The organism is Allonocardiopsis opalescens (assembly GCF_003002095.1).
GTDB lineage: Bacteria > Actinomycetota > Actinomycetes > Streptosporangiales > Streptosporangiaceae > Allonocardiopsis > Allonocardiopsis opalescens.
In genome coordinates this window covers 154,065-167,727 of sequence record NZ_PVZC01000009.1, presented here as the reverse complement: position 1 = coordinate 167,727, position 13,663 = coordinate 154,065, and the positions used below count along the sequence as shown (strand labels likewise).

Sequence of the window (13,663 nt, the reverse complement as noted above, 5' to 3'; positions counted from 1 at the left end):
CGGGTCGCGCCTTGGATGGTTCCGCCACGGACGGTGGCCCGTTCGTCGTATCGGGCGGCGAGCGCGCGGTCCGCGGCCGCGATGGTCGGCGCGCCGGTCGGCCGACCGGGCGATGGCGACCTCGACATCGCGGCGGGGCCGGTCGGGAGCCGGCCGCGGCGCCCGCATCCTGTCGCTGCGGGCACCCGACCTCGGCGGTGCGGGGTGCGCCGCTCGAACACCAGGGCATGGAACATGCCTCCTTCGCCGCGTTGGTGCGTGGCTGCGATGGTCGGGGGCGGCGGCGAGCTGTCGGGGAGCAGCGGATGCCGTGCTCTGCCCGCCTGGGGACCGCCCGAGCGCCGCGAATACACCCGGCTCCCATGCGGCCACCTCCATGGACAGCGGGCAGCGCCTCGGCGGATCCGTGGTGGTGGTTTCCGGCGGCCGGTTGACCGGACAGTGGGCGACTCGGCCGGACCGGACCGCGCCAGGACGCCGCGTACGGGGGTACGGCTCGGCCAGGGCCTGGTCTCGGTGGTGTCCCCTTCCACCGTCCTGCCGGGCGGGCCTCCGCTTCCGGCGCCGTGACTCCGGCCGCCTCCAAGGACGGCGGAAATGCCCTGACGGGAACCCGTCGCGGTGGATCCGGCGGTGAGTCGAGGACTCGGCCGCGGACCCCCGCCTCGGCCCGGTAGAGGGCGATACCGTCGCGAGGCGGCGCGCATTCTCTTGCCGGTACGGACGGACTGGCATCGTCGCCGTCGTGCTCGCCGAGCACGCGGAGCCGGGCGGCATGCGCACGTTCGGGGGTGCGTGACGGGGTGTGCAGCGATATGTGGTGCGGGCCTTCGGACTTCGCCGACGTGGTGGTTCTCGCTGCGTCGGTGCTCGCGGCCATCGGGACTGCTCGTCGCGGGACCGGCCGGGGGCCTGGGTCGACCGTGCGCTCGGGGTGCCCGCCGCTGCGCGAAGGATGGTCCCTCCGGCCGTCGTGCTTCCGTGGGCCGTCGGCGATGTGGTGTGCTGGAGCTGGACGATGTCGCGCTCGGCGGGTGCGGTAGGTCGGCGCACCGTTCGGGCCCACCGGCGCGCCGTCCCCGCCGCGCCAGTGGGCCGCCCTCGCCGTCGTGCGGAAGTGAGCGCGGAAGCGGGGCACGTTGGTCCGGCTCGTCCGGCGCTCAGCGGTCGGTGGGATGTGCCGTGACGGCGGCGGCGAGGCGGTGGGCGTCGCCGGGGTCGTCGGCGCCTTCGATCAGGGGGACGCGCCTGGAGCCCCGGTAGGCGGCGCGGCCGGTGGGCGGGTCGGCGATGAGTTCGATGATCGGGCGCACCGCGGTGTCGGCGCTCTGTCCGACGAGCGGGGCGAGCAGGGCGGCGGTGTACTTCATTGCGGGGCCGACCTCGCCGGCGAAGCCGGTCTTGACCAGCTTGGCGGGGCCCCAGGTGACATAGCCGAGCCGGGGGTTCCGATCTGTGGCGAGGATGCCGAGGAGTTCATTGGCGCGGCGCTGCCGTGCGTTGGATCTGGTGAAGGTGAATCCGTGTTCGAGTTCGAGGTCGGCGAAGTCCAGTGCGCCGGCCTTGGCGCCGGGCACCGAGGTGTTGACGACCACGGGCCGCTCGGCCGCGGCGAGCCGGTCGGCGAGCGCGGTGACCAGGACGTACTTGGAGACGAAGAACAGCACCCACGACGCTTCGCGGCCTTCGGCGGTGACGTGGCGGCGCTGCCGGATGAACGACGCGGCGAGGACGAGGGCGTCGACGCGCTCGAAGCCGGATCGGATGCGCGACGCCACGCGCCCGCTCTCGGCGACGAGTGAGAGGTCGGCGCCGATGAACTCCGCGCGGTCGGCGGCCGAGGGAGTGTCGGCCGCGACCGAGGCGAGGAGGGCGGCGAACTTGGCGCGGCTGCGCCCCACGGCCACGACCCGGTCGCCGTTCCGCAGGTAGTGGCGGACGAGTGCCGCGCCCATCCCGTCGGTTCCGCCGGTGACCACCACGGTCTTCATCGCGCACCTCCATATCGGAACATATGTTCCGTTTCAACCTAGCACACATCGGAACATGTGTTCCGTATTGATAGGGTCGGGGCCATGGCAGAGGGCGGCAGGCAGCGCCGCGATGTGGTCGCCAACCGCGCCCGCATCGTGGCGGCCGCCACCGCGCTGTTCCAGCGGCGCGGCCTGAGCGCCGATATGCGGGCCGTCGCCAAGGCGGCGGGTGTCGGCATCGGCACGCTCTACCGGCACTTCCCGACCCGCGACGACCTCGTCCGCGAGGTCACCGGCACCGATCTCGGCGCGCTCGCCGCCGCAGCCCTGCCGCCCGGCCTGCCGGCGCTCGACGCGCTGCGGGCCTTCTTCACCTCGGCTCTCGGCCGCCTCGTCGGCAACCAGGCGATGGTCGACCTGCTCGCCAACTCAGAGCCGGCCGACGCCGAGATGCGGCGGTGCCTGGACCACCTGACAGAGGTCGGCCGCCAGGCTGTTGAGCGGGCCCGGCATGACGGCACGCTGGCCGCCGACGTCACCGCGACCGACATCGCCTACCAGTTCGTCGCACTCGTCCGCATCCTCCAGCTCATCCCGAACGCCGCCGCCTCCGACGTCGATCGCCACACGGAACTGGTGCTCCGCGCGCTGCGGCCCGGACCGGAGTCCGCGGACCGGTGAGCGGCCTCCGCCGCACAGCCGTCGGGCGCGGCGGCCGTCCGTACCGGGCGGATCCGAGCCGGATCAGGCGGTGCCGTATCCGGGCATGGCGCGGGCCCGCCGGGAGCGGTCGCCCGGAGCGGCGCGGAGCGGCCGGTGGAGGCCGGCGATAGCGTGGCCCCCATGGCAACCACACCCGGGTACAGCGCCGCCCTCACCGTGTCCGGCCCGCTGGTGTTCGTCTCCGGCCAGGTGCCGGTCGCCGCCGACGGGTCCGTGGCCGAGGGCGACGCCGCTGAGCAGACGCGCCAGGTGTTCCGCAACATCGAGCTGGCGCTCGCCGGGCAGCAGGCCCGGATGGATCAGATCGTCAAACTCACCTTCTTCCTGTGCCGGATCGGCGACTTGGCCGAGGTGCGCGCGGCGCGTGACGAGTTCATCACTCGCGAACCGAGGCCCACCAGCAGCCTGGTGGAGGTCAGCCGCCTGATCGACCCCCGCTTCCTGGTCGAGATCGAGGCCGTCGCCTCCCTCGGCCCCTGACCGGAGCCGATGGACCGAGGGCCGCGCGCGACGTGGTCCCGGAGCCGAGCCGAAGGAGTCATATGGACGGCCCTGCCGACACCGGCCGCACCGCCGGCACCGCCCGTCCGGTCACGCCCGGCACCCGCCCCGACACCGCCGACGGGGGCGGGCGGCCACCCGAAGCGTCCGCGCCGACTCGGAAGGCGTCCGCTCCGCGGTCCGCGCCCGTCACCGGCACGGAGCCCGGTGATCCGGACGCGGCCGAGCCGGACCGAGGAGCGGAGGAGCCGGCCGGAGGACTGCCCGACCGCCTCGCGGCCGCGCTGGACGACTTCGGCCGGCACCTCGCGCTCGAACGCGGCCGCTCCGCGCACACCGTGCGCGCCTACCTCGGCGATGTCGGCGGCCTGCTGCACCACCTGGCGGGCACCGGGCGCCCGATCGAGGAGCTGGACCTTGCGCTTCTGCGGGAGTGGCTGGCCGGGCTGCGCGCGGCGGGAGCCGCGCGCTCGACCATGGCGCGGCGGATCTCGGCCGCACGGGTGTTCACCCGCTGGCTGCACCGCACCGGTGTGCTCGGCACCGACCCCTCCGTGACGCTCGGCAGCCCGAAGGCGCACCGCAAGCTCCCCGAAGTGCTCGGCGCGGCCGAGGCGGTGACCGCCCTGGAGGCGGCCGCCGACGGCGACGGCTCGCCGGTCTGGCTGCGCCGCCGCGCCGTGGTGGAACTGCTCTACGCCACCGGGGTGCGGGTCGGTGAGCTGTGCGGGCTCGACGTGGACGATGTGGACGGCGAGCGCCGGACCGTGCGGGTGCTCGGCAAGGGGGGACGCGAGCGCGTGGTGCCGTTCGGCGGGCCCGCCGCCGACGCGCTGCGCCGCTGGCTGGACGACGGCCGCGGGGAGCTGGTGGGGCCGCGCAGCGGTGCCGCCCTCTTCCTGGGCGCGCGGGGCGGTCGGCTGGGCCCGTCGACCGCGCGGCGCGACGTGCACGCCCTGCTGGCCGCCGTCGGCGGGGTCGTGGACACGGGGCCGCACGGACTGCGGCACAGCGCCGCCACCCACCTGCTTGAGGGAGGCGCCGACCTGCGCAGTGTGCAGGAGCTGCTCGGGCACTCGGCGCTGTCGAGCACCCAGATCTACACGCACGTCTCGATCGAGCGGTTGAAGGCCGCCTACAACCAGGCCCACCCGCGCGCCTGACCGCGCGGCGGCGGGCGGCTCCGGCGTCCAGGCCGGGCCGAGCAGGGGGAGCAGCCGGAGCGCGCCGAGACCGAGCAGGGCGAGCGGGTCGAGGTAGGTCTCGCCGCGCAGCAGCCCCCAGTGCAGGCAGGCGCGGGTGAGGCAGTGCGGCGGCCGGTCGGCGAGCCTGCCGATGAGCGCGCCTGCCGCCACCTCGTCGCCCGCCCGGACCTCGGGGTCGACCGGCAGGTAGGTGGTGCGCAGCTCGCCGTGGACGACCGTGACGACGCCGCGGCCCGCCACCTGCCCGGCGAAGGAGACCCGGCCCGCGGCGGCCGCCAGGACCCGCGCGCCCGGGTGGGCGGCGAGGTCGACACCGCGGTGGCCCGGGAGCCAGGGCAGCGGCGGCGGGTCGAAGCCGCGCAGCACCTCGGGCTCGCCGTCCAGCGGCCAGCTCCACACTTCGGGGTCGCCGGCCGCCAGGGGCGGATGAGGGCGGGCGTGCGCCTGGACGGGGCTCAGCGGCACGGCGGAGGCGGCGACGGCCAGCAGCCCGAGCAGCGCCGCGAGCGCGGCGCCGAGGCGGGACCGCGGCCGAGGGCGGCCGCCGCGCGGCGGGAGGCACGGGGCCGGGAGCCGCCGCCGGGTTCGGCGAGTGCCGGCGGGCGGTGCGGCGCGCGCCCGTGGAGCGGGGCGGGACGGGCGGGGGAGGGGTGGGTGCGCTGTCATGCGGCCAGCCTGTCCGCGCGGCGGCGGCCACCACCAGGCCGAATCGGCGGGCTGTGGATAAGCGGGCTCGACGCCGCCCGGCTGTCCACAGCCCGCCGATTCGGCCTGGTGGCGGCGGACGCGGTCGGCAAGACTGGAATGCAAGGGGGCTCCCCCTGGTCCCGGGCGGGCGTGTGTCCGGGACAGGGGGCCCGGACCTGGGCGGTCGGGAGCGGGTGTCCGTGTCCGGTCGTCCGGGCGTCTGCCTGTCGGTCCTGTCAGGGTGCCCGCCCTGCTCGTCCGAACCCGATCCGTCTGGGTGCCCGTCCCGCCTGGGACCCGACGCGCCCGCCTTTCCGACGCGTCCGCCGTCGGCCGCGTCCGCCCACCGGACACATGCGGCTGCCCGACGCGTCCGTCGGCCCGGAGCGTCCTGCAACGAGCGTCCAGGACGGCCGGATGGCTGGGGCTGACATCTGGTCAGGCCCGGACCATCCAGGACCGGCTGCCTGTGCCCAGATGTCCGGCGTCCGTGGTCCGGCCGACCGGGTCCCCGCCAGGCGGACGTCGCCGGCGGGGCGGCGGGCCTCGCAGGGCCCGCCGCGAGGTGTCCGGGGCGCCCCCAGCACCTGCTTCGCGGCAGTAGACTGTCGTACTGGCTCCAAGGAGTCATATTTCGCACGCCTTCGCGCCTCCGGTCCATGTGAGCGGAGGGTCGCGTCCATCGGTCCACCGCGAGCGGCTCGGCAGCCGCGCGGTGGCGGACGCGTCGGGGCGTCAGGACAAAAACCGACGCGGGCGCCCGTCAGGGGCCCTGCCTGAGGAGGACCCGTCATGGCCACTGTCGTGACAATCAAGCAGCTGCTCGAGAGCGGTGTGCACTTCGGCCACCAGACCCGCCGGTGGAACCCGAAGATGAAGCGCTTCATCCTCACGGAGCGCAACGGCATCTACATCATCGACCTGCAGAAGTCGCTCGACTACATCGACCGCGCCTACGAGTTCGTCAAGGAGACGGTCGCGCACGGCGGCTCGATCCTGTTCGTCGGCACGAAGAAGCAGGCGCAGGAGGCGATCGACGAGCAGGCCCGCCGCGTCGGCATGCCCTTCGTGAACCAGCGCTGGCTGGGCGGCATGCTCACCAACTTCTCCACGGTGCACAAGCGGCTCCAGCGGCTCAAGGAGCTCGAGGAGCTGGACTTCGACGATGTCGCCGGCTCCGGCCGCACCAAGAAGGAGCTGCTGGGCCTCAAGCGCGAGAAGGACAAGCTCGAGCGCACCCTCGGCGGTATCCGGGACATGGCGCGGGTGCCCAGCGCGGTGTGGGTGGTCGACACCAAGAAGGAGCACATCGCGATCAACGAGGCCAGGAAGCTGAACATCCCGGTCGTCGCGATCCTCGACACCAACTGCGACCCCGACGAGGTCGACTACCCGATCCCGGGCAACGACGACGCCATCCGCAGCGTCAGCCTGCTGACCCGCGTGGTCGCCGACGCCGTCGCCGACGGCCTGATGGCGCGCTCCGGCGCGTCCGGCGGCGCCGACAAGCCGGCCGAGGAGCCGCTGGCCGAGTGGGAGCGCGAGCTGCTGGCGCGCGAGCAGGGTGCCGCCGAGCAGCCGGCCGCCGAGGCCGAGCAGGCGGCGGAGCAGCCGGCCGATGAGGCCGCCGCCGAGCCCGCCACCGCCGAGGCCGCCGCCGACGCCGCCCCGGAGGCTCCGGCCGCCGAGGAGTCCGCCCCCGAGGCGGCCCCGGCCGACGCCGACCGCCAGGGCTGAGAACCGACCCAGACGAAGCGAGATTCAGGGATATGGCTAACTTCACCGCCGCCGACGTCAAGCGGCTCCGCGAGCTCACCGGCGCCGGCATGATGAGCTGCAAGAAGGCCCTCGAAGACGCTGACGGCGACTTCGACAAGGCCGTCGAGTTCCTCCGCATCAAGGGCGCCAAGGACGTCGGCAAGCGCGCCGAGCGCTCCACCGCCGAGGGCCTGGTCACCGTGCACACCGAGGGCGACGGCGCCGCCGTGCTGCTCGAACTGAACAGCGAGACCGACTTCGTCGCCAAGAACGAGCGCTTTCAGCAGCTCGCCGACCGCATCGCGGCCTTCGTGGCCACGGAGCGGCCGGCGGACGTGGCCGCGCTGCTCGGCGCCGAGATCGAGTCCGGCACCACCGTGCAGCAGGCCATCGACGAGACCAGCGCGGTCCTCGGCGAGAAGCTGGAGCTGCGCCGCTTCGTCCGCTTCGAGGGCACCTACGTCGCGCACTACCTGCACAAGGCCGACGCCAACCTGCCCCCGAGCCTGGGCGTGCTGCTGGAACTGGACACCCCCGCGCCGGAGGTGGCCAAGGACATCGCCCAGCAGATCGCCGCGCTGGCGCCCAAGTACCTCTCCAAGGACGACGTGCCCGAGGAGACGGTCGCCAACGAGCGCCGGATCGCCGAGGCGACCGCCCGTGAGGAGGGCAAGCCCGAGCAGGCCCTGCCGAAGATCGTCGAGGGCCGGGTGAACGGCTACTTCAAGGACTTCACCCTCCTCGGGCAGCCGTTCGTGAAGGACAACAAGAAGACCGTCCAGAAGGTCCTGGATGCGGCGGGCGTGCAGGTCGTCCGCTTCGCCCGGTTCAAGGTCGGCCAGTCCTAGCCTGCCGCTCCGCCGCGCCGGTGTTCCAAATCCGCGCACGGCGGTAAGCAGGGTAGTGACCGGCCGGTTCGTACGCACGGAAAGGGCGGCCCCGCTCGCGGCGGGGCCGTCCCTCCCGGCCGGCTCCCCCGGTCCACCGCCCGGCCGCCGCGAAGCGGCCCCGGGCGGGGGCCGACCGCCACACATCGCCAAGAACCGCAGAAGGGGGCCCACCGTGGGAGAGATCGCATCCGGCGCACCGCACGGCCTGGAGGAGTCCGAAGAGTTCGCGTCGTCCGCAGCCGGTACACACGGCTGGAACCGGGTGGTGCTGAAGCTCTCCGGCGAGGCCTTCGCGGGCGGTGAGTCGCTGGGCATCGACCCCGACGTGGTGGCCCACGTCGCGTCCTCGATCGTCTCGGTAGTCAAGCAGGGCGTGCAGGTGGCCGTGGTGGTGGGCGGCGGCAACATGTTCCGCGGCGCCGCCATGTCCGAGCGCGGGATGGACCGCTCCCGCGCCGACTACATGGGCATGCTCGGCACCGTCATCAACTGCCTCGCCCTCCAGGACTTCCTGGAGAAGCGCGGGGTCGACACCCGCGTGCAGACCGCCATCACCATGGGCCAGGTCGCCGAGGCGTACATCCCGCGCCGTGCCATCCGGCACCTGGAGAAGGGGCGCGTGGTCATCTTCGGGGCCGGTCTCGGCGCCCCGTTCTTCTCCACCGACACCACCGCCGCGCAGCGCGCCCTGGAGATCGGCGCCGAGGCGGTGCTCAAGGGCACCCAGGTCGACGGCGTCTACGACGCCGACCCCCGCACCCACCCCGACGCCGTGAAGTTCGACCGCCTCGACTACAACGAGGTGCTCACCCGCGGCCTGAAGGTGATGGACGCCACGGCGGTGAGCCTGTGCATGGATAATGGAATGCCGATCGTGGTCTTCGACCTCATGGGTCAGGGCAACATCGTGCGGGCCGTCCGTGGTGAGAAGATCGGCACGCTGGTGTGTCCGGCTGACGAGTAGGACCTTGCAGACAACGCGACGCACGGGAGCCGAAATGATCGATGAAACCCTCCTCGAGGCCGAGGAGAAGATGGAGAAGGCCGTCGTGGTCGCCAAGGAGGACTTCGCCGGGATCCGCACCGGCCGGGTCAGCCCCGCCACCTTCAACAAGATCGTGGCCGAGTACTACGGCACCCTCACCCCGATCAACCAGCTCGCCTCCTTCCAGGTCCCCGAGCCCCGCATGGTCGTGGTCTCGCCCTTCGACCGCAGCTCCCTGCCCGCGATCGAGCGCGCCATCCGCGACAGCGACCTCGGGGTGAACCCCGCCAACGACGGCCACATCATCCGGGTGGTCTTCCCCGAGCTGTCGGAGGAGCGCCGCAAGGACTACGTCAAGCTGGCCCGCACCAAGGCCGAGGACAGCCGCATCTCCATCCGCAACATCCGCCGCAACGGCAAGGACGCGCTGGAGAAGCTGGTCAAGGGCGGCGAAGCCGGCGAGGACGAGGTCCGGCGCGCGGAGAAGGAGCTCGACGACCTCACGCACAAGTACGTCGCGCAGGTCGACGAGCTTCTGCGGCACAAGGAATCCGAGCTGCTCGAGGTCTAGCGGCTTGGCAGAGATCCCGCCCGAAGCCGGAGACGGAGCGTCGGGCAAGACGTCGGCTCCGCGCATCCGAACCGGTCGGAACCTGCCGGTCGCGGTCGCCACCAGCCTGGCGCTCGGCGCCCTGATCCTCATCCCGGTGCTGTTCGCGCCGGCGGCGCTGGTCGCCGTGGTGGGCATCGGCCAGGTGCTGGCGCTGTGGGAGCTCAAACGGGCCTTCGGCGCGCGCGGCATCCACCTCGCGGTGGTGCCGGTGGCCGCGGGCGGCGCGGCGATGGCGGTCACCGCCTACGTGTCCGGGACGACCGGGCTCACCGCCGCCCTGGTCGTCACCGTCGTCGTGGTGATGATCTGGCGGCTGCCCGGCCCCGCCAACGGCTACGTGCGCGATGTGACGGCCGGGGTCTTCGCCGCCGTGTACGTGCCCTTCCTGGTCGGCTTCTGGATGCTGCTGCTCGCCGCGCCCGCGGACGGCCCGGTGCGCTTCCTGACCTTCGTCATCGTGACGATCTGCAGCGATATCGGCGGCTACTTCGCCGGCATCCTGTTCGGCCGGAACCGGCTCGCTCCGACGATCAGCCCGAAGAAGACCTGGGAGGGCTTCGCCGGCTCCGCCCTGAGCTGCGCGGTCGCCGGTGCGCTGTGCGTGGCGCTGATGCTGGGCGGCCCGCCGTGGCTGGGCGTGCTGCTCGGCCTGGCCGTCGCGGTGATCGCCACCCTCGGCGACCTGGTGGAGTCCTCCATCAAGCGCGACCTCGGCATCAAGGACATGGGGTCCTTCCTGCCCGAGCACGGCGGGCTGCTGGACCGGGTGGACGCGCTGCTGATCACCGCCCCGATGGCCTGGCTGTTCCTCGCCCTCACCCTGCCTCCGGGCTAGCGGCGGCGCTCAGGTCACCACCCAGCCGCGGCCCTGCTCGGCCAGCCGCCGGGTCAGCTCGGCGGCGCCGGCCTCGCGCGCCAGCTCCCGGTCGGCCTGGGTGACGGGGACCAGCCAGAGCCAGCGCACCGGGTCGCCGGCCACCTCGAAGCCGGCGGTCTCCGGCACCTCGGGCCCGGCCAGCATGGACGGGTCGTCCAGCATCAGCACCCCGGCGTAGCCGGAGCCGAGCGGGAAGCTGCTCGGGTCGAGGTACCACTTCACCCGGTGCCCGGGGCCGAACCAGGTGACGGCCCGCCACGGGTACTTCGCCAGCCAGAGGAACACCTGCAGCGCGTTCTCGCTCGGCTGGGTGGTGGCCAGCGCCAGCTCGACGCGGGCGTGCGGCCGGACGTCGTCGTGGTAGCGCTCCACCGCCGGCATCCGCTGCGCGCACATGCCGACCGTGCTCAGCACCGTGTAGGGCCGCCACGGCGCCGCCCTGCGCTCGGTGACGGCCACCCGGGGCGGCTGCTCGGTGCCCGCCTCCCAGTAGCGGCCCGAGGGGCCGATGACGTGCTCCTCCAGATGGCGCAGCACCGAGACCTGCACCTGGGGCCAGGAGTCGGGGTGGCGCCGCCACCGCCAGAAGGCCCGGGAACGCTCGACCCGTTCGGCGAAGCGCTTCTCCATCGGCGCCAGCTCGCGAGCGAAGGGGGTGTCGCCGAGGGCGTCCCTGGCGTAGCCGGGTTCGCCCGCCGAGGCGTCGGCCCAGCCGGGGACCACCGCGAGCAGCGCGCCCTCCTCCAGCACCGCGACACCGTCGCCCTCCTCGAACCAGACCACCTCCAGGCGGGTGGTGTCCAGCGGCGGGCGGCCGCCGGGATGGCGGGTGTGCTCGGCCGGCATCGCGGGCGCCTCGCCGGACCAGCGGCGGGCGGCCTCGCCGTCGGACGGCGCGGGGCGGTGGTTGGCCAGCCAGACCGGGACCACCACTTCACCGCGGTCGTCGAGCAGGTAGGCGGCGGTGGTGGTGCCGTCGTACTCGATGACCAGGCGGCGGCTGCGGTACGGGCTGCTCTGGTCGAACAGCACCCGGGGAACGGTCACCGGGAGCGTCTGGAGTCACGGGTGCGCACATGCTGCACTGTAGTTGAGCCCCGCTCGCGGCCGGCGGGCGCGGCGCGGGCGCGTGCGGCCATGTCCGGACGCCCGCGGCCGTCGAGGAGCCGTCAGGCCCAGGACTTGATGCCGGTGACCGCCGAGGGCACCGACTCGGTGAGCCAGGTCCAGCTGCCGTCGGACTCGTTGAGCCGGCGCTGCACCCGGCTGACCTGGTCCAGGCCGAGGCAGAGCACCGGGCTCCACACCCCGGCGGTGCGGTTCTCCAGCAGCAGGCTCCGGCTGTCGGCGCGCACGCGCAGGGCGTCCACGGTGCGCTGGGTGCCGTCGGTGAGTTGGACGCGATAGGTGGGCATGGCTTCCCCCGTGGTGGTGTGGGTTCTCGGTAGAGCCGGATGAAGGTAGCCGGCCCCGGACGAGCGGCGGACGAGGGCCGCACGAAGGCCGGACGGGCGAGGCGGGCGCCGGACCAGCCCCGCGAACGCCCCCTCGGCTACCGAATGTAGTCCTGACCGGCTCCTTCTCGCTGGGAGAAGCGTGAATAGCGGGTTATCGCGAGGAGACGATCCGTCGCGCCGGGCTCGGCGCAGCAGGCGGAACGGGCCCCGGCGCTGAGGTAGATTCGCAGGCGGGGCGGACGCCGGCGGCGGGCGCGCCGCACCCTGGCCGCCGAACCCCCTCGGCCCTCTGTCCCCCGGCCGCAGCGACGAACCCTCTGGAGTGTGATCCCCGATGAGCGACGCCGACGGAGCCGCGTCGGTCGGCGGCGAGGCCGCGCGGCGGCGTACCTTCGCGGTGATCAGCCACCCCGACGCGGGCAAGTCGACGCTGACGGAGGCGCTGGCCCTGCACGCCCGCGCGATCACCCAGGCGGGTGCGGTGCACGGCAAGGCGGGCCGGTCGGGCGTCACCTCCGACTGGATGGAGATGGAGCAGTCGCGCGGCATCTCCATCACCTCTGCGGCGCTGCGCATCGACTACGGCGGGTGCGTGCTGAACCTGCTGGACACCCCCGGCCACGCCGACTTCTCCGAGGACACCTACCGGGTGCTGGCCGCCGTCGACTGCGCGATCATGCTGCTGGACTCCGCCAAGGGCCTGGAGGCGCAGACGCTGAAGCTGTTCGACGTCTGCCGCAGCCGCCGCACCCCGGTGATCACCTTCGTCAACAAGTGGGACCGCCCCGGCCGCGAGCCGCTGGAGCTGCTGGACGAGATCGAGCAGCGCATCGGGCTGCGGCCCACCCCGCTGAACTGGCCGGTGGGCATCGCCGGCGACTTCCGCGGCCTGATCGACCGCCGCGAGGGCGGCTACGTCAAGCAGCGGCGCACCCCGGGCGGCGCCCACCGCGCCGTGGAGACCCCGCTCACGCCCGAGGAGGCGCTGGAGGCCGACGGCCCGGCCTGGGTACAGGCCAACGAGGAGCTGGACCTCCTCACCGCCATCGGCGCCGACCTCGACCTCAAGTCCTTCCTGGAGGGCGAGTCCACCCCGGTCCTGTTCGGGGCGGCCCTGCCCAACTTCGGGGTGGCCCAGCTGCTGCGCACCCTGGTCGAGCTGGCTCCGCCGCCCTCCGCCCCGCATGACGCGGCCGGCCGCGAGCGCGCCGTCGACGCCCCCTTCTCCGGCCTGGTGTTCAAGGTGCAGGCGAACATGGACCGGGCGCACCGCGACCGCGTCGCCTTCGTCCGGGTCTGCTCGGGTCGCTTCGAGCGCGGCATGGTGCTGACCCACGCCGCCACCGGCCGCCCCTTCGCCACCAAGTACGCCCAGGCCGTGTTCGGCCGCGAGCGCGAGACCATCGACACCGCCTACCCCGGCGACGTGATCGCGCTGGTGAACGCCACCGCGCTGCGGGTCGGCGACACCCTGTTCGACGGCCCCAAGGTGGAGTTCCCGCCCATCCCGAGCTTCGCCCCCGAGCACTTCGCGGTGGCCAGGGCGGTCGACAGCGGCCGCTACAAGCAGTTCCAGCGCGGCATCGAGCAGCTCGACACCGAGGGCGTGGTGCAGGTGCTCACCTCCGACGTCCGCGGCGAGCAGGCGCCGGTGCTCGCCGCGGTGGGGCCGCTCCAGTTCGACGTGGTCAAGCACCGCATGGAGCACGAGTTCCGCTCGCCGATCGAGCTGAACACCCTGGGCTACTCGCTGGCCCGGCGCACCGACGCCGACTCGGCGCCCAAGCTCGCGGTGCTGCCCGGCGCCGAGGTGCTGCGCCGCCGCCTCGACGGCGAGCTGCTGGCCCTGTTCAGCGACCGCTGGCGGCTGCGCGTCGTCCGCCGGGAGAACCCCGGGCTCACCCTCGAACCGCTGCTGGCCGCCGGCGACGACACCGAGTAGCGGCCGCGCCGGCTCCCCGCGGCGGCGGGCGACCGGACCGAACACTCCGGGC

Annotated in this window: 12 protein-coding genes and 1 pseudogene; 9 read left to right on the top strand and 4 right to left on the bottom strand. The window is 73.7% G+C overall.

Translation table 11 applies throughout. The features are described from left to right. Positions 1–1,160: 1,160 nt before the first annotated feature. Positions 1,161–1,991, bottom strand: a complete 831-nt coding sequence (locus tag CLV72_RS26475) for an SDR family NAD(P)-dependent oxidoreductase (RefSeq protein ID WP_106251696.1) — start codon at positions 1,989–1,991, stop codon at positions 1,161–1,163. A gap of 84 nt (positions 1,992–2,075) precedes the next feature. On the opposite strand from CLV72_RS26475, the gene CLV72_RS26470 reads away from it, so the two are divergent. The 3 genes from CLV72_RS26470 to CLV72_RS26460 all read left to right on the top strand — a co-directional run bounded on the left by CLV72_RS26470 (position 2,076) and on the right by CLV72_RS26460 (position 4,360). Then, positions 2,076–2,654, top strand: coding sequence for a TetR/AcrR family transcriptional regulator (locus tag CLV72_RS26470; RefSeq protein WP_106251694.1), 579 nt, complete (start codon positions 2,076–2,078; stop codon positions 2,652–2,654). A gap of 162 nt (positions 2,655–2,816) precedes the next feature. Beyond that, positions 2,817–3,176: a RidA family protein gene (locus CLV72_RS26465; RefSeq protein WP_106252263.1), complete on the top strand. Its 360-nt coding sequence runs from the start codon at positions 2,817–2,819 to the stop codon at positions 3,174–3,176. Between the two features lie 281 nt (positions 3,177–3,457). Next, a complete protein-coding gene (locus CLV72_RS26460) occupies positions 3,458–4,360 on the top strand; it encodes a tyrosine recombinase XerC (protein WP_245930479.1) in 903 nt (300 codons plus the stop codon). Between the two features lie 96 nt (positions 4,361–4,456). Here CLV72_RS26460 and CLV72_RS26455 read toward each other — a convergent pair. Beyond that, positions 4,457–5,068, bottom strand: a pseudogene (locus CLV72_RS26455) (murein hydrolase activator EnvC family protein); the annotation flags it as partial. Positions 5,069–5,881: 813 nt separating this feature from the next. Between CLV72_RS26455 and rpsB the strand changes: the two are divergent. The 5 genes from rpsB to CLV72_RS26430 all read left to right on the top strand — a co-directional run bounded on the left by rpsB (position 5,882) and on the right by CLV72_RS26430 (position 10,170). Beyond that, positions 5,882–6,826, top strand: a complete 945-nt coding sequence (rpsB, locus tag CLV72_RS26450; protein WP_106251689.1) for a 30S ribosomal protein S2 — start codon at positions 5,882–5,884, stop codon at positions 6,824–6,826. A gap of 32 nt (positions 6,827–6,858) precedes the next feature. Further along, positions 6,859–7,695 (top strand): translation elongation factor Ts, encoded by an 837-nt coding sequence (gene tsf / locus CLV72_RS26445; RefSeq protein WP_106251687.1) that lies wholly within the window; start codon positions 6,859–6,861, stop codon positions 7,693–7,695. Positions 7,696–7,942: 247 nt separating this feature from the next. Further along, positions 7,943–8,701 (top strand): UMP kinase, encoded by a 759-nt coding sequence (pyrH, locus tag CLV72_RS26440; protein ID WP_106252261.1) that lies wholly within the window; start codon positions 7,943–7,945, stop codon positions 8,699–8,701. A gap of 34 nt (positions 8,702–8,735) precedes the next feature. Further along, entirely contained in the window at positions 8,736–9,293 is a 558-nt protein-coding gene (gene frr / locus CLV72_RS26435; protein WP_106251685.1) for a ribosome recycling factor, read from the top strand. 4 nt (positions 9,294–9,297) lie between these two features. Beyond that, positions 9,298–10,170, top strand: coding sequence for a phosphatidate cytidylyltransferase (locus tag CLV72_RS26430; protein ID WP_106251683.1), 873 nt, complete (start codon positions 9,298–9,300; stop codon positions 10,168–10,170). A 9-nt stretch (positions 10,171–10,179) separates the two neighbouring features. Here the strand turns inward: CLV72_RS26430 and CLV72_RS26425 are convergent, their stop codons facing one another. Continuing rightward, positions 10,180–11,259, bottom strand: coding sequence for a suppressor of fused domain protein (locus tag CLV72_RS26425; protein WP_106251681.1), 1,080 nt, complete (start codon positions 11,257–11,259; stop codon positions 10,180–10,182). Between the two features lie 122 nt (positions 11,260–11,381). Then, positions 11,382–11,627: a hypothetical protein gene (locus tag CLV72_RS26420; RefSeq protein ID WP_106251678.1), complete on the bottom strand. Its 246-nt coding sequence runs from the start codon at positions 11,625–11,627 to the stop codon at positions 11,382–11,384. A gap of 376 nt (positions 11,628–12,003) precedes the next feature. On the opposite strand from CLV72_RS26420, the gene CLV72_RS26415 reads away from it, so the two are divergent. Continuing rightward, positions 12,004–13,611, top strand: coding sequence for a peptide chain release factor 3 (locus tag CLV72_RS26415; RefSeq protein ID WP_106251676.1), 1,608 nt, complete (start codon positions 12,004–12,006; stop codon positions 13,609–13,611). Positions 13,612–13,663 lie beyond the last annotated feature (52 nt).